Here is a 25,320-nt window from a genome sequence, read left to right on the forward strand (position 1 = left end):
CTTATTGGCTGCAGGATTTACATTAGAATGTTCAAGCGCAATGGCCCAAGGGACCACTACCCCTGTTTTTTATGAGGGTTTTGCAAGAACAGGCGCTATTGGAGATCCGGCAGTAGAAGGTGGTAACGGGTGGGTAACCCATAGTGGCTCTGGCCCAATCGCAATTTTAGAAGGTAGCTTGTCTTATCCAGGCTTAACTGCTTCTACAGGCAATAGAATTTTGTTGCCAGCCGCAGCTGCCACTAGTAGAGATGTGAACGCTGATATTTCCGGGACTATTCCGGCCGGTACTACCACTGCTTATTATTCAGCCATTATCAAAGTTCTTGATGACACCCAATTAGGTGATACGCCTGATTACTTTATGCACTTTGGTAATGACGCAGGTGCCGCCAACACTAACCTGTTCGGTAGATTGCATGCTAAAAAATCAGGAACTGGTTATCGGTTGGCTATTCAGAATATTTCTGGAGGTACTCCTACCCAAACAGATTTTCCTTTAGATCTTACTTTTGGTACTTCTGTGCTGGTAGTGGTGAAATTTGAGATTAAGGATGGAAATGATATGGCAACACTTTGGGTGAACCCAACTCTTGGCGCGACAGAGCCAACCAACGGTGTGTCTAACTCTAGTGGTACCAACTCTGCTACCAGATTCCAGTCAATTGGATTGAGAAACGGTTTTATGTCCGCCTCTTCCTCCGGAACCCCAAAAGTTGAGATTGATGAAATAAGAGTAGGAACTACATTTGCTTCGGTAACGCCAGGTACTACTACCAGCATCAAAGATTTCAAAGCGGGTAACCTGAACATCTATCCTAACCCGGCCAACGGAACCTTCAAGTTGCAGTTACCAGCCAACTTGTCTTCTGGCAAAGTGGCCATGACGGTGTACACCGTGAGCGGAACTGTTTTGTTGAGCGCCACCGGCACTGAGAAAGCCTTGAACGAGCAACTGTCTTCTAAATTCAACAATGCCGCCGCCGGTGTGTACTTGGTGAAAATTGAAGCCAACGGCGAGAGCTTCCAAACCAGATTGGTGAAAAACTAAATTCAGCGGCCCCGGCCAACCAATTTTATAGAAGGCTCCCAGATGCAGATCTGGGAGCCTTCTTTTTTTGTGCAGGGCTAACTTATGCAGGTAAATTTGATTTCGGCCGAAAGGAATAAAAAACCGCCAGCTACCAAAAGCTGATTCCGTTTTCGGGCTCATTTCCAGAAACGGAGCCGAAAACGGAACTAGTCTTTTGCTTTTCCACAATCTGACAATCCTGAAAGTTCTTGTAGTTTTGCAGCCTGAACGGTAGTAACTATGAAAGAGAACATGAAAGGCAAAGTGGTCATTGTCACGGGCGGTTCCTCGGGCATTGGGCGGGCCTGTGCGCTGGCCTACGGGAAGGCGGGGGCCACGGTGGTCATCTCCGCCAGAAACGCGCAGAAACTGCAGGAGACCGGCCAGGAACTGGCAACAGGCAGGGTCACCTATCTGGCCGTGCCCGGTGACGTGAGCGTGGAAACAGACTGCCAGCAACTTATTGCGCAAACGGTGGCCAGCTTTGGACGGATAGACGTGCTGGTCAACAACGCCGGCATCAGCATGCGGGCCTTGTTCCAGGATGTGGACTTGGGCGTGATTCGGCAACTCATGGACATCAACTTCTGGGGAACCGTGTATTGTACCAAATATGCCTTGCCACATCTTTTGTCAACCAAGGGCTCAGTCATTGGCGTGTCTTCTATTGCCGGTTTCCAGGGCTTGCCGGGGCGCACGGGGTATTCGGCGTCTAAGTTTGCCATGCAGGGTTTCCTGGGCGCCTTGCGCACCGAAACGCTTCACCAGGGCCTGCACGTGATGGTGGCCTGTCCTGGGTTCACGGCTTCCAACATCAGAAACACCGCTCTGGCCGCCAACGGGCAGCAGCAGGGCGAATCGCCGCGCGATGAAGGCAAGATGATGACCGCCGAGGAAGTGGCTGAGAAGATTCTGGAAGGCACCTTGCGGCGCAAAAGGGAGCTGGTAATGACCGGCCAAGGCAAACTCACCGTCTTCCTGAGCAAGTGGCTGCCCGCCCTCACTGACAAGCTAGTCTTCAACCACATGAAGAAAGAACCAGATTCCCCTTTCAAATAGCCTTTCCGTTTTAGGGCTCATTTCCAGAAATGAGCCCCAAAACGCCTTCCTCTGGAAATCTTGGGATTGGTTCTCAAATTAAGAGTGGGAGTGTGAGACAAAAATAACCTTTCCTTTCCCCGCACCTAGATCTTTCCGAGAGGACAAAAAGTATCGTTCATTCGTCTGCTTAGTTAGAATATCAACGATGTCCAATGAAGATTAAGGAAGACAGCTCCCCCTTCAATTTATCCTCAGCAAAACTGGCATTTTACCTGAAACTGAAGAAGCCGAAATCCCTTCAGTTGCGCAGCCCTGCGCCTTTGGTACGAAACAAGTAAAAGAAGATTCTTACAGCAGTTCCTGGCTCAGCGGTTGGGGAAGCAGCAGCAGGTTAAACTTCCGGATATAGGCGGTTTGGTCTTGCCACTCTATGCGGTACCAGATGTCTTCCTCGCCCAGAATGGCCACCTTGTGCCCCAGGCTGGCCGTAGCCACCAGTCCGGCCCCGGCAGAGGGCGCCGCCATAATGGGCACATGGGCGGTGGTAATAATGCCTTGCTGCCCCAATGAAAGAAAGTTGGCGAAGTAAAACACAAAGGCCAGGTAGCCTAGAAAGCCCCATTGCCAACTGCGCGCCACAGGCCTTTTCCTGTACCAGCCCATAAGCAGGAACGTAAGGAACACCGCCGCCGCCAGCAACAAGAGTTCCAGCAGCGTGGCGTAGTACTTGTAGAACTGTGTCTTGAAGAAATCCCAGTCGGTGTAGGCATACCCGGAGAGTTGCTGCTGCTGGCCCACTTCCTCCATCTTCCGGAGTACCGACCGGCTGGGGTTCTTGCTGTAGTACAGCTGCAGGTAATACATAGACTGGGTGTACTGCTGCAGGCCTTCCTGAATGTAGGCCATTTTGAGGAGCATCTGGGGCGTGTAGACTTCGTTTTTGGTCAGTAACCGCTCGTAAACGGCAAAGGCTTGGGTGTATTGACGCTGGGCGTAGAGAGAATCGGCGTGTTGCAGGTTTTTTGCAGGAGCTTGAGCCAGAACCGGTTGCGCCAGGCAGAGCAGGGCCGCACAAAAAAGCCAGTATAATTTGCGGAAAATGTTTGGCATTTACAGAAAGGGATTTTACTTTTGCATCGCAATTGAGGGTAACGCCCTTCTAAGCAAAGGTAGTAAAAGATTCTGTAGCTCAGCTGGTAGAGCAATACACTTTTAATGTATGGGTCCTGGGTTCGAATCCCAGCGGAATCACTTTTTAAATTATCTCTTAGCCTGTAAGTCATTGATTTACAGGCTTTTATTTTTGGTATGAATTTCTTCGTACCGCAATTCTTCGTACCGTAATATTCCCTTTTTAACACTTTTTACGGTACGTTCCCGTTTTTACCGTACCGTCCCATTATCAAACCATTTCATGGATGCTTGTATGAGTTGGTTTGGGGTTTGGCTTTTTAAGCGTTCTAAGACACTTTGGGTACTAGAGGCGTTTACTGATGGGTGAGCAGTTTTAAAATCGTCTGGTAGGCCGTTGAGCACGTTTCATTAGGTATCAAGGTGGCGCTTACCAATACCTCAGCAACCTTCTTCATTATTCTGCTCAACTTTACGTCACCAAACTGAGTTCTTAGGTACTCTCTTGTTTGGTTTAAGTCAAACTTATTCTCCTTTAGAGCAAGGTAATAGGACAACTGGTTCATGTTTTTAGGTTTATACTGCTCTTGGTGGTTCGGTTCGGTGTCCTTGAAAACCTTCTGAACCATATTAGCCACTACTGGCACTTCAGAATCTAAGACTGCTTTAAAGGTAGGTCTCACATCCTTAGTTAGTTTTAGATGGTGGCGCACCATGTGAGCACTATTAAATTTCACCTCAAACCTAACCTTCCCTTTTAATGCTTGCTGGAATCTGTGTCGGTCTTCAGAAGATAATGAGTTTAGGTACGCTTGGTTTGCCTTTATCTCGGGGTTAAGTTGTTCTACCTCTTTATCATATATTGATAGGTAATCTATGTACTTCCTGCTAAGGTTATTCTTCTTCATGTAAAATGAGCATTCCTTACCACCATGCTTGTAGCACCTCTTTGGAATCTTATAGGCCATTTGCTTTTTAGCAAGCGTGTATAGGTATCCTATAGCATCTGAAGGGCTGTCCACAGTTACATCCTGTGTCACCTCTCCCTTTTGGAATATGCTCTCTTCCAACTCAGCAGATGATATGCTTACAACCTTTGATACTTCCCTGTACATATCTGAAAATGTGTCCAAGGTAATAAGTCCTAATGCTTTTGCTTTTAAGAATTTGCTTGAGAGCGTGATTCTAGTGAAGCTTCTCTGGTAGTCTATGGTGATGCTCATTCCTACCTGTTGATGTGACAGCTGAAGCAATTCGCCAGTGTTGCTGTAGGTTTTTTTGCAGTCATACTGGTGATTGAAGTCAAGTGCTTTGTTTAGACCAAGAGTTATCTTGTCATAAGAGTTAACGGGTTTCATGTTTAAAATTTTAATTCCTTATGAGCATCTTAGTTTAAACTCATAAGGTTGTTATACTATGGAACAAAAATGGCCCCTTTGTTCCTATAATTATAAAAGGGTACATGCCTATAGACCTTTTGTGGGGTAACAGGCCAATCATATGTTTTAGAAAATCTAAATAAAAAGCGAATTAAAAAAATCCTATAACAAAACTGGAAAAATTATAAAAATTATGTATGTGTAGTAGGGCGTTAGTTTTTTTGAAATGGGTTTTCAGCAAGTGGCGGGATACATTAGTTGTCGGTGTATTTACAAGATAATGCAGGAAGAGGGCTGGGAGAGGGTTTTTATAACCGTGGCGGAGTGGGTCTCTTTCGGGCTGGTGAGTTCAAACACCCTATGATTTGCCGTCTGTAAACGTTCTGCAGTGACTTTTATAGAATAAAAGTGCAAATCTTGCTAAGTAAAGAGGGATTAAAGTACGTGAAGGTACTCAAGTATTGCGTTTTAGAGTATATAAAAAATACTATATTAAGAAAGATTAAATAAGTTCTTTTACTGGGCACTCTTGTATAATCTCATTGCTTGAGTAGCTTGGAAGGTGCCACCCTTGCTAGTCTTAAAAGCTCCTTTATTTAGTTCATCTGCAATTTCTCTCCAAGTAAGGTTTTGGAAGTCCCGTAATGATTTTACCAATGCTTGGGCTTTTCTGTTGTTAAGGTTTGATTTTGCTTTTCCCTTTATTGCTACGATTCCTGCTGGTGATGCCTTGCCACTCCTGAAGGCTTCAGATGGTTTTCTCCATTCACCGTGTATTTTTCTCTTTTCGTCAAGGGCTGCTTTGGTGCGTAAGCTTATAAGTTGACGTTCTCTGTCGGCTATCGCCATGAACAAGGTCAAGGAAAATTTATCAAGGTTAGGCATGTCACAGCTCTCCAAGCGCTCTTCCAGTTCCGCATAGATTTGTAAGGCTTGTTCTGTTGTTCTAGATAAACGGTCTACTTTCGCAACCACCAAGGTAGCATTGCGTTGCTTACATAATTTGATAGCTTCTAACAGCATTGGTCTGTTGGTTATCTCTTTGCCACTTACCGTTTCAACAAATTCTTTGATTGGTTCTTGAGAGTAAAAGTGTTTAACGTAAGTACGTTGTGCCTCTAAGCCTAGACCGCTTTCACCTTGTCTCTTGGTTGATACTCTGTAGTAGACAACTATATCCTTTAAATCTCTCATGTTACAAAATCTCTACGCTCGTTGTAGTTATGTAACAAATATAGTGAAAATAAGATATACAAAAAGAGTATTTAAGTTTTTTCTTAAATAATAAATTTGTTCTTACCTTTGTGCCTGACATAATTAAAGTCGCATCTGACAAATGAAGCAAACTAGTAGTTCTTCGTGTATAAGAGTGTATGCTGACGAGAGCCAAATAAATTCCTGTAAAAGAAAATTAGAGGACTTGGCCGACTCATTGCACCATGTTGCAAACACCTTGAACCTAGCAGGGAATGAAGTTCGCTTTAAAATACTTTTTCTTCTAAAAGAAGAAGGTGAACTGTGTCCATGCGATATAAGTGATATTCTGGCAATGACCGTTCCAGCTGTGTCACAACACCTGCGGAAGTTAAAGGAAGGCAACCTCGTTAACACTAAAAAGGTAGCCCAAACAGTGTACTACTCCCTTGCGCCTGAAGCAGAATTGCACCTGCATCCGCATTTAGCATTTATCACCCAAACAAAAGTTGATAAGGTTTTATGAAACAAAAACGAGTCTCTTTAAGAAGTCAGGATGCGTCAGAAGGGAAGGTTTGGTTGGGAACTGGTTTGCTTGCAGCGTTAGCGGCTTCAATGTGTTGTATTACGCCACTGCTTGCTTTGGTAGCTGGAACTAGTGGTGTTGCCGCCTCTTTTTCATGGCTTGAGCCATTAAGACCTTTCTTGATTGGCTTAACCATACTTGTATTAGGGTTTGCTTGGTACAAAAATCTTAACCCAGCTGTAAAACCTGATTGTGATTGTGATTTAACCTCAAAACCTAAATTTATGCAAACCAAATTATTCCTGTCTATCATTACCATGTTTGCCGTTGCTATGCTGGCTTTCCCATCTTATGCCCATGTTTTCTATTCCCAAGCGCCAGTACAACAGGTTGGTGCTAAGAAAGGAAGTGTTCAGGCTGTTGAGTTAAAGATAACTGGCATGACTTGTAGTGCCTGTGAAGGACACGTTAACGGTGAGGTAAATAAACTGAAAGGTATTCAGAAAGTGGAAACCTCTTATGCAAATGGCAATACAACTGTTTGGTTTGATAAGACCATAACAGATGTAAAACAGATAGAAAATGCGGTAAAAGCTACTGGATATAAAGTGACTGCAATCAATAAAAAGTAGATGTCAACAGTTATACTTGTATCGAAGATTACATGTCCTAATTGTGGACATCAAAAAGAAGAGCAGATGCCTACGGATGCCTGTCAGTATTTTTACCAATGTGACCACTGTAAGGAAGTATTGAAGCCTAAGCTTGGAGACTGTTGCGTCTTTTGTAGTTACGCCACCGTTCCATGTCCACCAATCCAAGAAGGTAGTAGTTGCTGTGGATAGTGTTGGATTTGCTTTAAAAAGGTTATAAATAATAAAGGGAAGGTAGCATCTTAATTAATGCTAACTTCCCTTTTTTGTTTAGTTAAAGGTTGGTGTTAGTGCTGTCTTGATGTTCTCTTACTTTTCTGAGAACGCTTTCTTTAACCTTGAAAGGGTTTTTAGATATATATTTCTTGAGTTCTGTGATGCTCTTGCTACCCAGTATGACAAGGATTTCTTGTTCGGAAAGCCCTAACTCAAAATGCCAGTTGGTGACTGCTGACCGCCTGTTGGAGTGACTACTGTACAGGTCATGTTTCAGTCTTTCAAACTTAAACTCTTCTCTGAATTTATATCTATAGAAGGTGATTGGTGTCTGATGTATATCATGGTGTTGGTTCATGTGTTTAAGCACGACCTTGATAAGTTTATTAAACTCCTGCTCCTGTATGATATTTAAGTTGTACTCATACTTCTTTAGTATAAGTTCTATTCTTGAGTCTAGCTGTAGTGGTATGTAGTAATTTCCCTTGTTTTTCAGCGTTTTAGCTTCTAACGCTTTGTCTCTCTTTAATATGTCGAGGTTGAATCTGCTGCGTTTGATGTCACTTATCCTCAATCCCGTAAGCGTGCCAAAAACTGCAATGTCCTGTACTAACCTCCAAGGCTTATTTTCCAGACCTTTTACTTCTGGCATCTGATACTCCCAAAGCATGTTTATCTCTTGAGGGTCTAGGGAAATGATTTCCTTTTCCTCACTTAAGACTTTGTAATCCTTGTAACGCTCATTTACAGTTATATCGCATTCCTTCTCGCACCAACCAAGGAAGGTAGTTAGCCGCTTGACATGGCTTCCAAAGCTGTTGTTGTACAAGTCATTTTCATTTATACCATCACGTTTTCCGTACATCAACCACCTGCCGTAGCTTTTGTAGAAGTCCTGATTGAAATTATCCCACGTGAGTGCTATATCTGTCTGAAGGGAAAACTCAAGAATGGTGTTTAACCAGCTTCTCCTTTGCTTTCTTGTGCTTTCCGATATGTCGGTTGACTCTTCTATGAAAATATCTGCATACCGCTTAAAATCCAAATAGGCCATTCGAGTGTCATTGGACTTGAATTGGGGCGTGAGAATCCTGATGTAATCCAAGGCATAGATTTGAGTTACTATGTGGTCGTTACCATGTATGTCTTGGATGACTGTCGGCTCTCCATGCTTTTGCATCAACTTCTTATGCCATTGAGAGTCTATGTCAGTTCTTAGGAACTCTTTCAGGGACATGTCTTTGATGGGTTTTAAGTTCCTATACCTACTTTTGACTGTCTTTTTTCCTTTGCTCTCAGTTTCCTTTCTCTTTTCTTCCTGTTGTTTGAGGGTGCGCTTATTATGTATGAAAGGGTTCTCGTCATACAATAGCCTTACGTTGTCGGGTGACGGTTTCGTGAATTTTGATTCTAACGTTTTAGCCAGAGACAAGAGGTGAGAGGATAGCGCATGTATAATTGCGTTGAATGGGGTATGATTCGGGTGTGACTCAAGGACTCTGCCGTCTTCCTTGTCAAAATGCTCAGGTAAAATAGTAATCCCTGTGCTAAATGGTTTCCATGCTGATTGGTGGGTGTACTTTACCCAAACTTTATACTCGTTGTTCTTATTCTTATCCTTTAAAAATGCTTTGCATGTAGCCATGTTAATTATCCATCTTAAATTTCGTACCGTAAGGTTTCGTACCGCAAATGTGCATTAAAACAGCCATTAAATAGCTTTTTTGCAGTAAAAACCTTTTAAAGTACGGAAATCGTGACCCCAGCGGGATCACTTTCTTTTAAACGAAAAGCCTCTTTGCATCGCGCAAAGAGGCTTTTCGTTTTTGTCAGGTTGTCACTGCCTGCCTTTTGCCAACGCATAAATCAAGATTGGTTGCCGCGTTGAATTTCATCCATGACCACTGAGGCCAGGTTCTCCAGTATTTTCTGGTCAACTTCAGTGAAGGTGCGGGGCTCTTTGTCTACCAGGCAGAGGGCGCCAATGTTATAGCCGTCGGCGGTAGTGAGCGGAGCGGCAGCGTAAAACCGCAAGTTGAAATCACCGGTGACCAAAGGGTTAGACAACAGGCAAGGTTCCTCCAGGGCATTCTCAAAAACCGTGGAATGGTCCCGCAAAATGGCCAGCGAGCACAGGCTGGTGCCTCTGGGAACCTGGGTGCCCGGCTCCATGCCCACGGCTTGCCTGGTCACAACGTAGTCTTTCTCCACCAGGTTGATCAAAGCAATAGGCACGTTGAACATGCGCGAGGCCATGGCCGCAATGTGCTTGAAAGGGCCTTCTTCCTGGTAAGTATCTAGAATGTCATAGCTTCTGAGTTTGGCCAGGCGGTCTTGTTCATTGGCTGGTATGATAGGTAATCCGAAGGTATTGTCCATCTGGGCTTTTAAAATCTGGGCGGGTTCTCTGGTGCGTTTCTGGGAAATGCATGCTTCTGAGAAGGAACCCTGTTTGGCCAAAGGCCGAAGAACCCGTACTCTCTCTAACCTTTATAAAACCAACAAGGTTCTTTTCTGCTTTGTTTTAAGCCAGGCATACATAGTTTTTGGTTTGTACAAAGGAGGCAAGTGGTTGGCCTTCAGAGAAGTGGCTGTTTTTTCTGGCGCAAATAGAAACGCCTGCCACCTCAAGATTTCTTGACGCGGCAGGCGTTTTAAGCGCTATCTATCGGGCTATATGGCCCAGGCGTTCAATTATTCCTTCACTAGGCGGTGGGTCAGGATTTTGTCTCCCATGGTTACGCGCACCAGGTAGATTCCTTTTTTAAGCGAGGCCACGTTCACTTCATAGCCAGTTTCAAAAGCTGGCGAAACAGTTTTACGGAACACTTCTTTGCCGGTGAGATCCACCACGGTAACTACTGCCTGCGGTTTGGCCGGCAAGCCCAGGTCCAGCACCAGATGGGAATTGGTTGGTACGGGGTACACCTTCATGGAATGGGAGCGCTCAGTACGCGAAGACAGCAAAGTGGCGGCCTGGTTCAAATACATCTCCAGGTTGGTGTAGCCGTCGTTGTCCAGGTCTGCGTTGCGGTCTTCGGGGTCGTTGGGGTTGAGGCCCTTGCTTATTTCCCAGGCATCGGGCATGCCGTCATGGTCAGTGTCTGCTGGCGCGGTGGCTGCGGCGTAGGTAGGCAGGCCGCCTACCGCCGAGGGCGCGTCAATGATGCCAGCCTTGGCATACGAGCCCATGCCTGTGGCCGTACCCGTGCGGGTTTCCTCCACCACGCGGGCGTCTACGGCGTCACGTGCCGGAATAATGGCCCCAGCGCCGGCCAAAACCGCCTGGTATGCGTCTTCCGCCGATTGCTCCGGCAAGGCCGCCGTCACGGCAAACGGGGTCAGTGCTTTCATCTTGGCGCGGTCTGCGGTCGGAATTTTGCTTACATCCACCCCGGCCCAGTTGTCGGCGTTGAGGGTGGCGTTGCCTTCCATCACGTTGCCGGCCACGTACCATTCCCCAATACCTTTGGCGATGTCTGCGTTGTAACTCGCCTGAAAAAACCGCAGCGTGCTGGACGTGGCGGGTCCTTTTTTGTAGTAGTTGTTCACCATGTTCACCTGTGATTTGCCGTTGGTAATTTCCACTTCCCCGCCATACGCGGCACTGGTGCTGCCCCAGTTGTAAATCACGTTGTTGCGGTAATCAATAAGGGCAATGGTGTCATGGGCGCGGGCTCCGTTGAACCTGATGGTACGGCTCACGTTGTGCGCAATAAGATTGTGATGGTAAGAGGCGTACTGCCCGCCCCACACGCCGCCGTAAGACCGCACCCCCTTGGCATGGCCCGCATTGTACAAACCTTCGCTCACAATTGACCACTGCACGGTGGTGTTCTTGGTGTCATACATGGCGGCGTTCTCTTCATTGGCCCAACTGAACGAGCAATGGTCCACCATCACGTTCTGGCAGTTCTCCATGTCAAAACCGTACACGCCGGTGGGCCCCACGTACCCTGGCCGTGACCGCAGGTACCGGATGATGATGTTGCCGTGGTTACCGCCCTGGCTGACCGCCCGCGCGCCGTTGATGATAAACGAATGGCCGGTGAGCACAATGCCGTCGCCGGGGGCGGTCTGGCCCGCAATGGTGATGTGGGAGCGGTTTACTTTTATCTGGGACTCCAGCCTAATCACGCCACCCACTTTGAACACAATGGTGATGGGCTCACCGGGGAACTCCAGAAAGGCCTGCCGAAAGCTGCCGGGGCCGGAGTCATTCAGGTTGGAGACTTCCACTACCTTGCCGCCACGGCCACCGGAGGCATATTTGCCGAAACCCTCAGCGCCTGGAAATGCGAGTTGCTGGGCATTTGCTTCAATAGGCGAAGCCGAAAGCAGCATGAATAAGGCGAAAACAGAACAGTAAAGGTTTTTCATATGGGGTAACCGTTTAAGGGGAATAAGATAGCAGTATGCGCAATCGATTGCATTAAATTGGGGAATAAATTTCGAAATTCAAAAAGGGAAGGGTCAGAAACATGAAATTAATGCCAACGATGGCGTGAAATGCCTTTTTTACTGCGAAAAAAATAAAACTCTCCGCCCGTTGCCAATTATGAAACCAAGTAAGGATGACTTCTTTTATTTAGGCTGAAGAGGTAGCCTCTCCCTTTTTGTTTTTAAACCAGCTCAGGGAGTCTGGACCAGGAATTGGACAGGAAAATACACAATGAAGGAGGAATTGGATTTTCCGTTTTCGGGCTCATTCTGGTAAACGAGCCCGAAAACGGTTCCTCAGTTCAGTCTTGTTAGAGTGATAGCAGGAAAGTATGCAACTCTCAGGGTGTTTATATTTCAGTGATTAGAAATCCGACTTAAAAAAGAAGATGTCTGAGTGTTATTTTAATCAGGTGCTGAAAGGAAATCTCAGAAGTAAATAAGTTGATACCCAGGGGGTGAATCGTAAAGCGCTGAAAATCTATTGGTTGGGATGGTTGCTTGAAATAAAAAGCTCCTGATTCTGACTTTGGCACGCAGTTTGAATAAGGGGAAACAACTAAGAAGATGAAACCCCTCGGGTTTAAGAAATTTAGTCTGGAAAAGTAACCCTCAAATAAAGAAAGCAGATGAAAAAGTTAGCAGCAATGATCGCGTTAGGAGTAATGGTAGCAGGAACTTCGTTCGCCCAGACAGCCCCTAAAAAAGACAGACAGCACAGAACAGAGCGGGCCGGCCAGGTAAAAGGCGACCGTCAGATGAAAAGCCCGGCAGAAAGAGCCGCCAAGAGGACGGAGATGCTGACCAAGAAGTACAACCTCTCGGCTGATCAGCAAGCCAAGTTGCAGGCCTTGTACCTGCGCCAGCAAAGCGAAAGACCCATGACCCGCGGACAGCGTGGCCAAGGCGAGCAAATCAGCCAGGCGCAGCGTCAGGCCATGAAAGCCAAGCATGACCAGTACAACCAGGAATTGAGAAGCATTTTGACTCCGCAGCAGTACGCCCAGTATGAAGCCGACCGCCAGACAAAAGGCAACGGAGAGCACAGAGGCAAGAAAAAAGGCTTCCCTAAGAAAATGGGCGAGAGAAGCCAAGACAAAAAAAGCTAAACCACTAGATTTCTAATAAGAACAAAAGGCCAGCATTTGCTGGCCTTTTGTTTTGGGGCTCATTTCTGGAAATGAGCCCCAAAACGGAGATCTTTGACAAGCGTGATGGGGTTGGGCGGCGTTTTTTATTACAGGTGGTTTTCTAACAGAGCGGTTTGAACAACCCAGGGCAAAGTTGGTTATGTAGGTTATCATTCTCTACCCTAACCCGTAGAAGAGGAGAATTTTAACGTATGGCCAACCTAACCAGAACGCGTAAGTACAGAAAAATCCTGCTGGTGGCAGGCGGGGTGGTGGTGTTTCTGGCGCTGGCCATTTGGCTGTTGGCGAAGAACCTGAATCCCTGGGCCCAGAAAAAACTGGTGGAGCAAGTGGATACCCAATCAAAAGGCGTTTATGCGTTGCAAGTGGGTCAACTGAATCTTTCCTTGCTGGCGGGGACCGCTACCTTAGACTCCGTGCAGCTTTTGCCCAAGCCGGAAGTGTGGGAAAAACTGCAGAAGGAAAACCCAAAAAACGCTTCTTCTAAGCTGGCCACGCTGCACGTTATGCAGGTGCAGGTCAAGGGAATTCCGTTTTATAAACTGCTGTTTGGCGGCGACCTTGGGGCCAGCCACATTTCGCTTAAAGACCCCAGGCTGGAATTGCGGTCCATGAAAAAAGACACCACTTCCCAGCCGTTGCATGAAACGGTGGGTCAGCAGCTCCGTGCCTTGCGCTTACAGGAGATTTCCGTCACCAACGGCACCTTCAAATGGCATCAAACCGCCAGCAGTAAACAACCAGACCTTACCTTAGCAGGAGTGCAGACTACCGTCACCGACCTTCAGTTGGACAGCGCCTCGTTCCAAGATGCCAGCCGGGCTTTTTACAGCAAAGAGATTGATTTTTCGGTGAAATCTGGGTCTTATGTAACGCCAGAGGGAAATTACCAAATCAAAACTGGGGCTATCCAAGCCAATACCAAAGATCAAAACATAAGCCTGGCCAATCTTAGGTTGGTGCCCTTGCGGAGTGCGGCCCAGATGTCCAGGTTGGCGGGTGAGGCGGCCACGCGGTTTCAGGTGCAGGTACCGGCTGTGACCTTGAGCAAGGTGAACTTCCATGCGTATTACAAAAACGGGAACGTGGCCATGGCGGCGGTAGTGGTGCAGAAGCCCAAGGTGCAAGCCTACAAAAACGCTAAAATCTTACCGGCCAAAGGCGAAGGAAAGCTTCCGCATGACGTAGTGCGGCAGTTGCCGTTTGGGCTGAACATCAGAAAAGTGCGGGTAGAGAATCTGTTTGTGCGCTACGAGGAATTGGCGGAGAAAGCCCAGCGGCCCGGCTACGTGACCGGCTCCAACATTGACCTCACGCTCACCAATTTCACCAATGACAAAAACTACATCTCGCGCAGCAAACCAGCCATTCTAAAAGCCAGCGGCCTGATTATGGGCAAAGCGGCCATGCAGGCCACCGTCAAAATGCCCCTGCTGGACCCCGCGGCCTCGCATTCATTGGAAGGCAGTATTGGCAAAGGCTATCCGGCTATTCTGAACCCCATGGTGGAACCCAGCATGCTGGTGCGCGTGAAAAGCGGCGTGTTGCAGCGCGGCTATTTCAACGTGAATCTCACCCGCAACACGGCCAGCGGCGTCATGCAACTGCAGTATGATGAGTTCCAGATTGACCTGCTTTCCAAGGGCAAGGAGAAAAAGCAGTCCTTCGGGAAGAAGATAAAATCGTTTATCGCCAATAAAATTGTGTTAAAATCTGAGAGCGAAGACGATGGCAAAGCGCCCCGCAAAGGCACCATCTCGGTGCAGCGCCGCCGCGAACGCTCTTTTCTCACCTACTGGAAAGACTGCCTGGCCAACGGCGTGCTCTCGGTGATTGGTGCGCCTATGTAATTTTTATCAGTCGAAATTCAACTTTGAAAACTCCTGTGTTTTGGGGCTCATTTCCAGAAATGAGCCCCAAAACGCTAGTAAGAGGCGGCAATGGTCATGAAAATGTGGGGCCAATTGGCGTTACCGTGGTCTTCGCCCAGGCGCACTATGATCAGGTCTTTGGCGGGGTTCACGTACACAAACTGCCCCAGAATGCCCTGCATCATGTAATCGCCAGACTTGCTGGGGAGCCACCACTGGTATTGGTAGTGCCAGGCGCTGCCGTTGGAGGTGTCTACTTTGGTGGACTCTTTGACCCATGCCTGGGGCACCACCTGTTTTCCTTGCCAGTTGCCTTGCTTGAGGTAAAGTCTTCCCAGTTTGGCGAAGTCGCGGGCGCGGGCGTTCAGGCAGCAGAAGGTTTTCTCCAGGCCCTCATGCTTTTTATCTAAGCTCCAGCTGGCGTCATATTCCATCTGCAGCGGGGCCCAGATTTTCTGCTGTAAATACTGCGTCACGTTTTTGTTGGGCAGGGCCTGTTCCAGCACCGCGCCCAGCAGCTGCGTACTCCCCGAAACGTAGTCAAACTCCTGGCCTGGCGCTGATTTGGGTTTCATTTCCCTAATGTATTTGCGCAAATGCCTACCGTAGTAAAAGCTGGCCGCGTCCCCAAACGGGTTCACGTAACTTTCATTGAAGTTAATGCCGGCGGTCATCTGCAACAGGTGTTTGATGGTGACCTTCTCCAGTCCGTTTTTCTTGAGCTCGGGCAGGTAATTGGTCATCGGTTCGTCAATAGATTTGATGAAACCGTCTTCCAGCGCGCACCCAATGAGCATAGACGTTACTGATTTGGCCATGGAAAAGGAGGCCACCACGCTGCTCTGTTCATAGCCGTTAAAGTATTTTTCATACTGAAGGGTGTCATTCTTGATGATCAGGAACGCCACGGTTTTGTTCTGGGCCAAAAACGCGTCTATATCCATTTCCGGGCCGTCGGGGGGGACGATTTTCTTGGGTGCTTTGGGCGAAGCTGTGGTTTGAAACCTGAACGGCGTGGGGCTGGCCGTGAGCGGGCGCGCCGGGAAAATCTTGTGGTCAGTGATATCAGCGAAGTTGTAAAACACAAATCGGCTTAGCTGGCAGGCCGGCATCAAGGCCATCATACACAACAGACACAAAAGCCAGACGGCCCGCACATTCCCGGTTTTCATAGACGCATTTTAAATTTAGGATTAAGATACTATTTCTGGGGCTATTTTCCTGTTTTGGGGCTCATTTCCGGAAATGAGCCCCAAAACGCTAGTGCGGGCCGGCAGCGTTGATGAGCAATCCATAACAGACCAACCCCAGCGCGGTGCCTAAGGCCGTTTGGCCCACTTTGGTGCGGTGGGCCTGTTTCTGGTAGGCGCGTACATACGCCGGGTTGGCGAGCAAGACCACATCTGAAACGGCCTCGTGGGACATTTTAGGTTTCATCACCGCCACCACAATGGGCACCGGCAGAAAACCGATGGTGGAGGCGGCCATGCTGCCCCACAGCGCCTTGTTGCCACTGTAATAGCGCCGGGCGTCTTGCCTGCCCAGCCACGTGAATTCTGCCGGAGACCTTGGCGCCGGGCTTTCCGCTACCGGATTTGAAGCGGACATTACGTCTTTCTGCCCGTTGGCATAAGAAACCATGAACACTTCCGCTTTCCCGATCTGGAACACACTGTCTGAGCCATTTGCCGGCAGTTTGTACAAGATGTAACTCAGGTTGATTTCCAGAACTTTGACCTTCAGTTCATCGCCGTTGTTTTTCAAGATAACATCCTGGCCCTGGGCCAGCAAACTCCCCAATACCAGCAAAAGGCAACCTATAAACGTTTTCATGGCCGCCAACTAGTTTGTGCGTGAATTAAACCCGAACAGCAGACTGAACCGCATGCCGTCTTTGTTGGGCACCACCGCCAGGTTCACCGGAAAGTTGATGCCCTCTGACTGAAAATTGGTGCCCACCGCCACTACCAGCGCCGACCCGGTCATAGACAAATTTGGCCCCAGGCCCAGCTCAAACCCCTTGGGCGCCCTAAACCCGAACAACGCACTCACGCTGGGCAGAAACTTGCCCTGTTCCATGCCGGCCACCAACGGAATCACCTCGGCCAGGCCAGAGAAACCGCTGGAGGTGGTGAACACCCGCGTCTCAAACTGCCAGCCAAACTGCGTGAGAAACGGCGAGATGCTGTGTTCCTCTTTTAACTCTGATGCCAAGTCACCCGTGATAAACGTGAAGCCAATACGCGGGCCGCCCAGCTTAATGTTCTGGTTGGTTTCGGTTTCATAGGGGTTTGAAGTAGCATTGCCGGTAGTAGTAGGAGAGGGCGTGGCGGTAGCCGCGGGCGTGATAATTTCCTTTTGCCCGTTGGCATACTTAACCATGAAAACCTCTTGCTTCAGCAGGAAAATAGTGGGCCCGTCTGGGTAGTCAAAGCGTTTATACTTGATCACCTCCGGGGTAATCTCCAGAACCTTGGCCGATATTTCTTCGCCGGTTTTCTTGATGATGATGTCCTGCGCAAACGTGCCCAAGGCCAACAAACTGAAACACAGGGTGAGTAATTGTTTTTTCATGGCTTGAAAGGTTAATTCCAGTGAGAAGTAACCAAATGTAGGTCGCGTGCCTAGCCCTTCGCAGCTTTGTTTGTAAGTTATCAGACTTTTTGATTTGGAATTTTATGCTATAAATGTCTGATAATGAATGATGTGTATTTGTGAATTATTACTTTTGGATTTGAGATTTTGGTTATCTTTAGAGGAGGAAAATGGCTTACAGTACTGCTAAACTTGGGGTAGGTTATTGTAGAGACGCAATACCTTGCGTCTTGCCTCCCTGGAACAAGAATGCCTGCCAACCGCAACGTATGTCTCTGCAAAAATCCTGTTACCTAATCATTAATAACGCCAACGCCTTTCTGCCATATGGATGACCTGAAGACTACCATTGAAACGCTTTCAGAAGAAGATGCGCGGGAATTTGTGCAGTTCATGCAGCGACTTAAAAAGAAGAAGAACCGCAAAGATGTGGAGCTGTTCAAGCTGCTGCTGCAGAAGAAAAAATACCCGCCGCAGGAGCTCATCCAAAAACTGTACCCTGAGGATCCCAACAACACCGCCTATTACGCCCTGCGCAAGCGGCTCATGCAGCACCTCACCGAGTTCATCATGCTTAAACGCATGGCCGAGGACCCCACCGCCAGCTCTACCGTCATGGGCCTGCTCTCTCTGGCCCAGTACCTTTTTGACGCCCAAGCCGACCGCCTGGCCTGGAACATGCTGCGCAAAGCCGAGAAAATTGCCCAACAGAACGAACAGTGCGAACTCCTGAACGCCGTCTATAACCTGCAGATAGAAAACGCCAACCGCCCCGCCGCCGATGACCTGAATGCTATCATTCTGAAATGGAAAGCCAACAAACAGAACGCCGACGAGGACGAACGTGCCAACATAGCCAGCAGCCTCATTTACCAGCGGTTAGAACAGGCCAAAAAGGAGGGAAGGTTTCTGCAGTTTGAGGCCACCATGCTAGAAGTGCTGCACCTCTACGGCCTCACCAACGCGGTCAGCCGACGGCCTTCTTTGTTGTACAAACTCATGCAGATCACGCGCAGCGCGGTGTTGGCCACCAAAGATTTCTATTCGTTTGAGACCTATATTCTAGGGCAGTACCAACACGCCATGGCCACGCACGGGTTCTCCAAGGCACAGCAGTTTTACAAGGTGAGCCTGCTGTACATGATCGCGCACGTATTGTACCGCACCCGAAAATTCCAAAAGTCAAACCAGTATTTAGAGGACCTCCACCAGGCCCTGCAGCACGAGGCCAAGCCGTATTTTGCCGCCTTCTATACCAAATACATTTTTTTAAAATCTGCCAACGAAGCCTTTCTAAAAAACCTGCCCCAGGCCATTCTGGCTTTAGAGGATTTGCTGAAAACGAAGATCAACCTGTTGCAGCCCCGTGATATGCTCACGGCCAGGTTGGGCCTCAGTTTCCTGTACTTCGCCAGCGGCCAATTCCAGAAAGCCAACAACACGCTGGTCTACATTAACCGCTCAGACCGGTGGTGCGAAAAACTGATGGGCCGCGAGTGGGTGCTCAAAAAAAAGCTGGGGGAGTTGATTATTCAATACGAGTTCGGGAACCCAGATCTGGCCCTGGAACAGATCAAAGGGATCAAGCGCCACTACGCCGATGTGCTGGAACAGCCGCTCTACAAAAACGCCTTCATGTTCCTGCTGCTCCTGGAGCAACTTTTCCTGCAACCAGATGTGGCCTCCAAAAAAGCGTTTCTGCAACAGGTAGAGGAAAGCCTTGACTTTGAAGCCAACCAACAGGAAGACCTGCCTTCCATGAGTTTCTACGCCTGGCTCAAATCAAAAATGGTAAACCGGCCTTATTATGATGTGCTGCTGGAATTGGCCACGGCGTAGAATAGAAAGCGAAGTTATCTTTCCGTTTTCGGCTTCATTTCTGAAAATGAGCCCGAAAACGGGCCTAATTGTTAATGGATAGTAGCTGATTGCTTCTTAGGATAAAGCTTACTAAACGCAGATTCTCCCCTTGAGGGGAGCGCAGAGGGGTGTTTACACCTGCAAATACGCATTTCGTATAATCATTCATGCCCAACAAAATCATTCCATACCGGCAAGACCTCAAAGAAAAAGCGAAACACATGCGCAAGAACAGCACCTTGTCTGAGGTTTTACTTTGGCAGGAAATCAAGGACAGAAAACTGGGATTCCAATTTCACCGACAGGTACCAATGCTCACCTACATCGTAGATTTCTACAGCCACGAATTGCAATTAGCCATTGAAGTGGACGGTGACAGCCATGATGAAAAAGTGGATTACGATTCCCACCGGGAGGAGGAATTGAAAGCGTATGGTGTGAGAATTCTCAGGTTTGAAGATATTGATGTAAAGCGAAGAATTGGGTATGTGCTAGACGAAATTTTCCATTGGATTGAAGAGAACAAGAATAAATGCTCTCCTGTGTAAACACCCCTCTACGCTCCCCTCAAGGGGAGAATCCACGGTGAATTTGCGCTATTCCAAAAAGCAATCAACAACCAACAACAACAATTTTCCGTTTTCAGGCTCATTTCCCAAAACGAAGCCAAAAACGGAACGCGGGCTGCTTCGTCTTCATCATTCCTAATTCCTAATTCTCAATTCCTAATTAGGAGCAGTTCTGGTAAAATTCAAATCCTGGAAATCATAGCTGAAATCTGTGAGCGGCGAGATGGCGTTCATAGTCATGCCGGCGGCGCGGCCTTGGGTGTCCAGGGAAAAATTCACGAAGGCGTCAGCGTCTAGGCTGCGGTCTTTCCATTTGACTACGTAGGTGGTGCCTCTGTAGGCGAAGAGTTGGCCGGTGAGCTTGGGCGACCGCTTGGAATCAAACCAGAGCCCGCCGTTTTTGAGGGAAATAGTCACCTCGCCCAGCCAAGGGTCACGGTAGGTGCCTATATAAGCGCTGTAGTCTGGGTTCTTTTTCTGCTGCTTCTGCGCGGTGGCAATGTCTTTCCAGATGGCGCTGGTCACGTTTCCGGCGTTGGCAAGGGCTTGTTGGCGGGCTTGGGCGTATTGGGTCACGCGGTCGGTGCCGGTCATCTGGAAGTAGCTGTCTTTGATTTGGTCGGCAATGGCCCTGAACGCGCCGCCTTCCTGCTGGTTGGTCAAGACCACAATACCCAGGTTCAATTCCGGAATCATAGTGATTTGGGTGACCATGCCTTCCAGCCCGCCGGTGTGGTTGAGTTGCTTGTAGCCTTTTACGTCTGAGATACTGAAGCCCAAGCCGTAGGCCGCAAAATGCGTGTTGTACGGCCCCGGGCTGCGCACCGGCATTAAGGTCTGGGGTGTCCAGAGTTCCTGGTGCACGGCTTTGGACATCAATTGCTGGCCGTTGGGCAGTTGGCCCTGGTTCAGGAGAACCTGCACCCATTTGTTTAAATCTGCTACGCTGCTGTAAATGCTTCCGGCGGCGGCGTCTACGGTAGATTGGTGGCGGGCCACTACTTTCACGGTGCCTTCCACCGCTGCGTGGCCGTCAATCACGTTGGTTTTGTCTTTGAGGCGGTAGTAGGTGGCGCCCGAATTGGTCATGCCCACGGGGTGCAGAATGCGTTCTTCCACAAAGGCTTCCCAGCTTTTGCCAGAGACGCGGGCCACCACTTCGCCGGCTACCAGGTAGAGGTTGTTGTCATAGTCATACTTGGTTCTGAAAGACGACGTGGGTTTGAGGTAGCGCAGGTTATGGATAATGTCTTTGAGCGTGAAATCTGAGGAGTCTGGCCAGAGCATTAAATCACCGGCGCCCAGCCCCAGCCCGCTGCGGTGAGTGAGCAAATCCCTGATGGTGAATTCCTCGCTCACGTACGGGTTGTACAGCTTGAACTCCGGAATATAGTCCTGCACCTTGTCATCCCAGGTCAGTTTGCCCGCATCTACCAGCAGCCCCAGCGCCGTGGCCGTGAACGCCTTGGTGTTAGAGGCTATCCCGAAGCGCGTGTGTTCATCTGTTTTCTCCCAGCTGTTCAAACTCCGTACCCCGTAGCCTTTGGCGTGCACCACTTTCCCGTCTTTCACTACGCCCACCGCTAGGCCCGGCACGTTGAACGCCTGCATGGTGCGCTGCGCCAACTCGTCTATCTGCGCGTTGGTCAACCCTTGACTAAAGCCGAAGGTGGTGGTTGTGAGGAGGAAGAGGGTGAGAAGGAGGGGTTTCATTTTGGATGGCGATAAATTAGTAATGGTTTGAAGTTATCTAAATGTAGTAATTAGGAATATATAATTGTCTCAATCAAGCATAACCTTTGATGATAAATATAACAGTTAAACCATTTTTTGATTAATGTTTATAGCTTGCAGTTTCTTGCTCTTTAATATCTTTAAGAGTTAAGGCAATTTGTCCGTCACCAATTCTCAAAATGTCATAATATGGTTCTGGTGGTTCTTGATCATAGTATTCATCTTGAACTCCGTAATAATTTTCATCATATACTCTCTCAATCCTGTCTCTAAAATCTGTTGTAAGTGAGGTGACTTTTTCATCTTTAAATAAAATATTTGCGAAAATTTCATATTCTATTTCTTTGTCTAAAGCTATGAAATCCTCTAAATGCCTAAATTCAATAAATATGTATTTAAAGTTTTTGAATTCAAAAACCGGGAAAAGCACGGATATCTGATTTACGATAGTCTTTCCAAACTCAAAATTAAAATTCTGACAAATAGCTTTAGAAACTGGTTTTGGTTTTCCGGTAAATTTAACCTTTAGTTTAATTTCCCTGCCCGAGTAGATTGCAGGAGCCAAAAAAAATAAATCAAGAATTTTTTTTGTATTATCATATTCATTCTCAATGATTGCTTCTTTTTTCGGCGTAAGATATTCCGAAAATTGTCTTTGGAGTTTAGAAACTAAATCTTGTGGATTTGAGAATGTATCAATTGTATGTTTTTCTTTTAGTATTGCTTTGAAGTTATTCAGCTTAGGAATTTTGTCGAATTGAATAAGACTAGGCTTTACTGTTGAATTTTCTTCGTCTATTAGATAGATTAGTATTTCTAAATTTCGTTCGATTGCTTTTTCATATTCCAATTGAGAATAAGATTTTTCTGAATTAGGTTCTTCGCTTCCATACCTCATCCCAATAATTCCTACATATATGTCTGACTGCTCAACTTCTGCCAAACAAGTTTCTAAAGGAGTTGTTTTTCTCGCCCCAAATTGCTCCATTCCTTTAACAGCGACATCAAACTTTTCAAGGCTGTCCCAAACTTTTTTTCTTTCTTCTTTAAGATCTAAGTATGTAGATGAAATAAAAACTGTTTTTCTCATTATTCTTTATTGTTTATTAGTGTTTTTCTTGCAATGGTAGAAAGAGGTTAAATAAATCAAGTGGCCAAAGTTGATAATAAATTGAGACAAGAAGTTAGTTGCTCTTAATTTGTCCTATTAAGTTTTTAACCAATTGGAATCTTGCATCTTTTTCTAAAGGGTTTAGTTCATTAAATGATGAATTAGTCATTTTCTCATTTATGGCTTTAAGTTTTTCTAACATAGGAAGAACATATCTCATAAAATGATTAAAATGTTCTATAATATCATCATAGCTGCTGGCTAGTTTGTAACCTGGCTGACCTTTATGGCTAATTATAAAAAGTCCCTTGTATCTCAAATCCCGAATAGTCGATCTTAATTTGTCGTCTGTTAAATTAGGGTTGAAATGACGTAAATAGGTTAATATTTCATAACTGGGTACTAAGCGCCTAGGATCCATTCTATTTTGAATCGCTAAATATTCTACTAAGTTAAGACCTAAACTTTCAGTTTTGCCTTCAGTAGACTTTACGTATTTTTCAATTATGTCCTGACTTAACCTTCTTATTAGTACATCTTTTTCTCTATCCTTTTCTGAAGTTTTAATTTCGTAATTTGATTTATAAGGAAAATGTTGTACTGATAATCTTGAATGTATAATATTAAATATATCCTCCATTCTTTCGCTCGCATGACTTGTACAGTATATTTTTCCTATTGAGCCAGATATAATATCTGCTAACTGTATAAGTTTTTCACCTTTTATATCATCAGAGATTTTATATGTTCTATCTTGATTGAATAAGTCGAGGAAAACTGCTTGGTTTCGAACAAATAATTCAAGTTCACTCGCGAATTCTTCACCTACTTTATCAGGAATTATATCATAAGAATCATAAAGTTGATTGTATTTTGTTATAAAAATTTTTTGAAAGTATTTATAAAACACTTTCTTGAATCTAAGCCCTCCATCTTCACGATCAATATGTTTCTTGTCAATTACAAGTACGTCAATTGTAAAGTCTAAATTTTCAACTAGATATTTAAGAATATCTAAACGTTTGTAGAAATATTTTTTATCCCCAAGATTGTTTGATTTTATGTCAGGCCCTAATTTGAATTTCTTGCAAACTTCGGTTCGAAGTAACCGTGCCTTTTCTTCATTGTCCTCTGAAATTATAACAGAAGTGTAAACAAAATGGCTGAATGTCCCACCTTTTGATAAGTCTAAGTGAGTATTCCCAAATTCATCAATATAAATTTTTGCTTTTTTCAATTCTCAACTTTTAAAATTTTCTTAACACAATAAATCGTTATACACTTTTAATATTAAATATTATTTTCAATGTTCAATATATAATGTTCCACTCTATTTTCCACCTCATTTCCAAAAACCAGCCCAAAAACGCATTACCACTTCCCAAACCACCACATCCCCCTGCATATCCCAGAAAGAAATCGCACCTTTGTAGAAGTTTCTGCCGGTACGCCGTACAAGGCGAAACGCTTTGAACCTCGGTTCCCTCCACCGACACCCGTGCGCCCATGAAATTCGACGATTACTCCATCAACCCCGCCATTAAGAAAGCCCTGGACAAACTGGGCTTCAAGAAACCCACAGACATTCAGTTCAAGGCCATACCGCCCATTCTGCGGGGCGAAGACGTGCTGGCCATCGCCCAGACGGGAACGGGCAAGACGGCGGCCTTCGCCATACCCGTGCTGCACATGCTGCATGAACGCAAGCAGTACGCGCGGCAAGACGGCATTAAGTGTCTGGTCATGGTGCCCACCCGTGAGCTCGCCATCCAAATCACCGAAGTCTTCCACACGCTGGGCAAACACACCCGCGTAGAAACCATGACCGTGTTTGGCGGGGTGGAGCAGGCGCCGCAAATTTCTAAACTGGAAGACGGCATTGATGTGCTGGTGGCCACGCCCGGCCGTATGTTTGACCTGGTGAGCCAAGGCCACATCAGGCTGGAGCGCGTAGAGATACTGGTGCTAGACGAAGCCGACCACATGCTGGACCTGGGCTTTATCAAAGACATTAGAGACGTGCTGCGCCATTTGCCCCGCAAGCGGCAGACGCTGTTTTTCTCGGCCACCATCAATGAATACATCAAAGACCTGGCGTACTCGCTGGTGACCAAACCCATCAGAATCCAGATTTCGCCCAAAGACCCCGTATCTAAGAACGTGGACCACTCGGTGGCCTACATCGGCATGGATGACAAACGCTTCTTTCTGGAGCGCGTCATCAAAGAGAACGAAGGCAAGAAGATACTGGTCTTCGTGCGTACCAAGGTCAGAGCCGAGCGCGTGCACCTGGCCATGGAACGCGTGGGCATCAAAACCGAAACCCTGCACGGCGACAAAGAACAGGTAGACCGCCTGGCCGCCCTCAACCGCTTCCGGAAAGGCGACGTGACCGTCCTGATTGCCACCGACGTGAGTTCGCGTGGCATTGACATCCCGCTGGTGGAGTACGTGGTGAACTATGACCTGCCAGACGTCCCCGAAAACTACGTGCACCGCGTAGGCCGCACCGGCCGCGGCACCCACAAAGGCAAATCTGTGTCGTTCTGCAGCCCAGAGGAAAAACCCATCTTAGACGTGATTGAAGAGTACCTGGGCAAACCCATCAAAGTGCTGGACATTGAGAAAAACGACTACTCCGCCACCATTGACTTCTCTGCCGAGGTAAAGCCAGATTTGAAAGCGCTTTTGAAAGAAGTAGAGGAATTTGAGAACGCCCCCAAGAAAAAGAAGAAGCCTAAGAAGAAGTAGCCCCACCCCAACCCCTCCCCAACGGA

General features: G+C 47.0%; 22 protein-coding genes and 1 tRNA gene. 11 read left to right on the top strand and 12 right to left on the bottom strand.

Annotation, left to right across the window (positions count from 1 at the left end):
* Nucleotides 1–220: 220 nt before the first annotated feature.
* Together IMY23_RS00295 and IMY23_RS00300 are read left to right on the top strand one after the other, a co-directional pair.
* Entirely contained in the window at nt 221–1,051 is an 831-nt protein-coding gene (locus IMY23_RS00295) for a T9SS type A sorting domain-containing protein (RefSeq protein WP_192820129.1), read from the top strand.
* Between the two features lie 273 nt (nt 1,052–1,324).
* Complete coding sequence (locus IMY23_RS00300; protein ID WP_192823635.1) at nt 1,325–2,131, top strand: SDR family oxidoreductase; 807 nt, start codon at nt 1,325–1,327, stop codon at nt 2,129–2,131.
* A gap of 330 nt (nt 2,132–2,461) precedes the next feature.
* On the opposite strand, the gene IMY23_RS00305 is transcribed toward IMY23_RS00300, so the two are convergent.
* Nucleotides 2,462–3,223 (bottom strand): SH3 domain-containing protein, encoded by a 762-nt coding sequence (locus IMY23_RS00305; protein WP_192820130.1) that lies wholly within the window; start codon nt 3,221–3,223, stop codon nt 2,462–2,464.
* A 68-nt stretch (nt 3,224–3,291) separates the two neighbouring features.
* Here IMY23_RS00305 and IMY23_RS00310 point away from each other — a divergent pair.
* Nucleotides 3,292–3,364 (top strand) — tRNA-Lys (locus tag IMY23_RS00310).
* 236 nt (nt 3,365–3,600) lie between these two features.
* On the opposite strand, the gene IMY23_RS00315 is transcribed toward IMY23_RS00310, so the two are convergent.
* Nucleotides 3,601–4,602, bottom strand: a complete 1,002-nt coding sequence (locus IMY23_RS00315; RefSeq protein ID WP_192820131.1) for a hypothetical protein — start codon at nt 4,600–4,602, stop codon at nt 3,601–3,603.
* 537 nt (nt 4,603–5,139) lie between these two features.
* Nucleotides 5,140–5,817 (bottom strand): recombinase family protein, encoded by a 678-nt coding sequence (locus IMY23_RS00320; protein WP_192820132.1) that lies wholly within the window; start codon nt 5,815–5,817, stop codon nt 5,140–5,142.
* Nucleotides 5,818–6,043: 226 nt separating this feature from the next.
* Between IMY23_RS00320 and IMY23_RS00325 the strand changes: the two genes are divergently transcribed.
* The 3 genes from IMY23_RS00325 to IMY23_RS19875 are packed head-to-tail and all read left to right on the top strand — an operon-like array spanning nt 6,044 to nt 7,188.
* Nucleotides 6,044–6,343 carry a metalloregulator ArsR/SmtB family transcription factor gene (locus IMY23_RS00325; protein WP_225986358.1) on the top strand — a complete coding sequence of 100 codons (300 nt, stop codon included), beginning with the start codon at nt 6,044–6,046 and terminating at the stop codon, nt 6,341–6,343.
* The gene (gene merTP, locus IMY23_RS00330; RefSeq protein WP_192820134.1) at nt 6,340–6,975 is read left to right on the top strand and encodes a mercuric transport protein MerTP; all 636 of its coding nucleotides are present in this window, start codon (nt 6,340–6,342) and stop codon (nt 6,973–6,975) included. Before IMY23_RS00325 ends, merTP begins: the two co-directional genes overlap by 4 nt.
* Nucleotides 6,976–7,188: a DpnI domain-containing protein gene (locus IMY23_RS19875; protein ID WP_225986359.1), complete on the top strand. Its 213-nt coding sequence runs from the start codon at nt 6,976–6,978 to the stop codon at nt 7,186–7,188.
* Nucleotides 7,189–7,270: 82 nt separating this feature from the next.
* Here IMY23_RS19875 and IMY23_RS00335 read toward each other — a convergent pair whose 3' ends face one another.
* The 3 genes from IMY23_RS00335 to IMY23_RS00345 form a co-directional block, all read right to left on the bottom strand.
* A complete protein-coding gene (locus tag IMY23_RS00335) occupies nt 7,271–8,857 on the bottom strand; it encodes a hypothetical protein (RefSeq protein ID WP_192820135.1) in 1,587 nt (528 codons plus the stop codon).
* Nucleotides 8,858–9,078: 221 nt separating this feature from the next.
* Nucleotides 9,079–9,591 carry a GAF domain-containing protein gene (locus IMY23_RS00340; RefSeq protein ID WP_192820136.1) on the bottom strand — a complete coding sequence of 171 codons (513 nt, stop codon included), beginning with the start codon at nt 9,589–9,591 and terminating at the stop codon, nt 9,079–9,081.
* Nucleotides 9,592–9,906: 315 nt separating this feature from the next.
* Nucleotides 9,907–11,592: a T9SS type A sorting domain-containing protein gene (locus tag IMY23_RS00345; protein ID WP_192820137.1), complete on the bottom strand. Its 1,686-nt coding sequence runs from the start codon at nt 11,590–11,592 to the stop codon at nt 9,907–9,909.
* Between the two features lie 689 nt (nt 11,593–12,281).
* Between IMY23_RS00345 and IMY23_RS00350 the strand changes: the two genes are divergently transcribed.
* Complete coding sequence (locus tag IMY23_RS00350) at nt 12,282–12,761, top strand: DUF4890 domain-containing protein (RefSeq protein ID WP_192820138.1); 480 nt, start codon at nt 12,282–12,284, stop codon at nt 12,759–12,761.
* A 233-nt stretch (nt 12,762–12,994) separates the two neighbouring features.
* Nucleotides 12,995–14,653, top strand: a complete 1,659-nt coding sequence (locus IMY23_RS00355; protein WP_192820139.1) for a hypothetical protein — start codon at nt 12,995–12,997, stop codon at nt 14,651–14,653.
* Between the two features lie 74 nt (nt 14,654–14,727).
* Here IMY23_RS00355 and IMY23_RS00360 read toward each other — a convergent pair whose 3' ends face one another.
* The 3 genes from IMY23_RS00360 to IMY23_RS00370 form a co-directional block, all read right to left on the bottom strand.
* Nucleotides 14,728–15,846 carry a serine hydrolase gene (locus IMY23_RS00360; RefSeq protein ID WP_192820140.1) on the bottom strand — a complete coding sequence of 373 codons (1,119 nt, stop codon included), beginning with the start codon at nt 15,844–15,846 and terminating at the stop codon, nt 14,728–14,730.
* A gap of 88 nt (nt 15,847–15,934) precedes the next feature.
* Nucleotides 15,935–16,507 (bottom strand): hypothetical protein, encoded by a 573-nt coding sequence (locus IMY23_RS00365; protein WP_192820141.1) that lies wholly within the window; start codon nt 16,505–16,507, stop codon nt 15,935–15,937.
* Between the two features lie 9 nt (nt 16,508–16,516).
* Nucleotides 16,517–17,248: a hypothetical protein gene (locus IMY23_RS00370; protein ID WP_192820142.1), complete on the bottom strand. Its 732-nt coding sequence runs from the start codon at nt 17,246–17,248 to the stop codon at nt 16,517–16,519.
* A 348-nt stretch (nt 17,249–17,596) separates the two neighbouring features.
* On the opposite strand from IMY23_RS00370, the gene IMY23_RS00375 reads away from it, so the two are divergent.
* Together IMY23_RS00375 and IMY23_RS00380 are read left to right on the top strand one after the other, a co-directional pair.
* Nucleotides 17,597–19,108 (top strand): hypothetical protein, encoded by a 1,512-nt coding sequence (locus tag IMY23_RS00375; RefSeq protein WP_192820143.1) that lies wholly within the window; start codon nt 17,597–17,599, stop codon nt 19,106–19,108.
* Nucleotides 19,109–19,296: 188 nt separating this feature from the next.
* Complete coding sequence (locus IMY23_RS00380; protein WP_192820144.1) at nt 19,297–19,677, top strand: endonuclease domain-containing protein; 381 nt, start codon at nt 19,297–19,299, stop codon at nt 19,675–19,677.
* A 177-nt stretch (nt 19,678–19,854) separates the two neighbouring features.
* Here the strand turns inward: IMY23_RS00380 and IMY23_RS00385 are convergent, their stop codons facing one another.
* From IMY23_RS00385 to IMY23_RS00395, 3 genes are all read right to left on the bottom strand, one after another.
* On the bottom strand, nt 19,855–21,411 hold the full coding sequence (locus tag IMY23_RS00385) for a serine hydrolase (RefSeq protein WP_192820145.1): 1,557 nt from the start codon (nt 21,409–21,411) through the stop codon (nt 19,855–19,857).
* 121 nt (nt 21,412–21,532) lie between these two features.
* A complete protein-coding gene (locus IMY23_RS00390) occupies nt 21,533–22,522 on the bottom strand; it encodes a DUF4062 domain-containing protein (protein ID WP_192820146.1) in 990 nt (329 codons plus the stop codon).
* A 94-nt stretch (nt 22,523–22,616) separates the two neighbouring features.
* The gene (locus IMY23_RS00395; RefSeq protein WP_192820147.1) at nt 22,617–23,780 is read right to left on the bottom strand and encodes a DUF3800 domain-containing protein; all 1,164 of its coding nucleotides are present in this window, start codon (nt 23,778–23,780) and stop codon (nt 22,617–22,619) included.
* A gap of 269 nt (nt 23,781–24,049) precedes the next feature.
* Between IMY23_RS00395 and IMY23_RS00400 the strand changes: the two genes are divergently transcribed.
* Complete coding sequence (locus IMY23_RS00400) at nt 24,050–25,294, top strand: DEAD/DEAH box helicase (protein ID WP_192820148.1); 1,245 nt, start codon at nt 24,050–24,052, stop codon at nt 25,292–25,294.
* Nucleotides 25,295–25,320: the final 26 nt, after the last annotated feature.

Origin of the sequence: Rufibacter sp. LB8, from assembly GCF_014876185.1 — a bacterium.
Lineage (GTDB): Bacteria > Bacteroidota > Bacteroidia > Cytophagales > Hymenobacteraceae > Nibribacter.

What these genes read in the sequence shown, in the direction of transcription:
- IMY23_RS00300 (WP_192823635.1), top strand. Translation starts at nt 1,325, where the DNA reads ATGAAAGGCAAAGTGGTCATTGTCACGGGCGGTTCCTCGGGCATTGGG.
- IMY23_RS00305 (WP_192820130.1), bottom strand. Translation starts at nt 3,223, where the DNA reads ATGCCAAACATTTTCCGCAAATTATACTGGCTTTTTTGTGCGGCCCTG.
- IMY23_RS00315 (WP_192820131.1), bottom strand. Translation starts at nt 4,602, where the DNA reads ATGAAACCCGTTAACTCTTATGACAAGATAACTCTTGGTCTAAACAAA.
- IMY23_RS00320 (WP_192820132.1), bottom strand. Translation starts at nt 5,817, where the DNA reads ATGAGAGATTTAAAGGATATAGTTGTCTACTACAGAGTATCAACCAAG.
- merTP (WP_192820134.1), top strand. Translation starts at nt 6,340, where the DNA reads ATGAAACAAAAACGAGTCTCTTTAAGAAGTCAGGATGCGTCAGAAGGG.
- IMY23_RS19875 (WP_225986359.1), top strand. Translation starts at nt 6,976, where the DNA reads ATGTCAACAGTTATACTTGTATCGAAGATTACATGTCCTAATTGTGGA.
- IMY23_RS00335 (WP_192820135.1), bottom strand. Translation starts at nt 8,857, where the DNA reads ATGGCTACATGCAAAGCATTTTTAAAGGATAAGAATAAGAACAACGAG.
- IMY23_RS00340 (WP_192820136.1), bottom strand. Translation starts at nt 9,591, where the DNA reads ATGGACAATACCTTCGGATTACCTATCATACCAGCCAATGAACAAGAC.
- IMY23_RS00345 (WP_192820137.1), bottom strand. Translation starts at nt 11,592, where the DNA reads ATGAAAAACCTTTACTGTTCTGTTTTCGCCTTATTCATGCTGCTTTCG.
- IMY23_RS00350 (WP_192820138.1), top strand. Translation starts at nt 12,282, where the DNA reads ATGAAAAAGTTAGCAGCAATGATCGCGTTAGGAGTAATGGTAGCAGGA.
- IMY23_RS00355 (WP_192820139.1), top strand. Translation starts at nt 12,995, where the DNA reads ATGGCCAACCTAACCAGAACGCGTAAGTACAGAAAAATCCTGCTGGTG.
- IMY23_RS00360 (WP_192820140.1), bottom strand. Translation starts at nt 15,846, where the DNA reads ATGAAAACCGGGAATGTGCGGGCCGTCTGGCTTTTGTGTCTGTTGTGT.
- IMY23_RS00365 (WP_192820141.1), bottom strand. Translation starts at nt 16,507, where the DNA reads ATGAAAACGTTTATAGGTTGCCTTTTGCTGGTATTGGGGAGTTTGCTG.
- IMY23_RS00370 (WP_192820142.1), bottom strand. Translation starts at nt 17,248, where the DNA reads ATGAAAAAACAATTACTCACCCTGTGTTTCAGTTTGTTGGCCTTGGGC.
- IMY23_RS00375 (WP_192820143.1), top strand. Translation starts at nt 17,597, where the DNA reads ATGGATGACCTGAAGACTACCATTGAAACGCTTTCAGAAGAAGATGCG.
- IMY23_RS00380 (WP_192820144.1), top strand. Translation starts at nt 19,297, where the DNA reads ATGCCCAACAAAATCATTCCATACCGGCAAGACCTCAAAGAAAAAGCG.
- IMY23_RS00385 (WP_192820145.1), bottom strand. Translation starts at nt 21,411, where the DNA reads ATGAAACCCCTCCTTCTCACCCTCTTCCTCCTCACAACCACCACCTTC.
- IMY23_RS00390 (WP_192820146.1), bottom strand. Translation starts at nt 22,522, where the DNA reads ATGAGAAAAACAGTTTTTATTTCATCTACATACTTAGATCTTAAAGAA.
- IMY23_RS00400 (WP_192820148.1), top strand. Translation starts at nt 24,050, where the DNA reads ATGAAATTCGACGATTACTCCATCAACCCCGCCATTAAGAAAGCCCTG.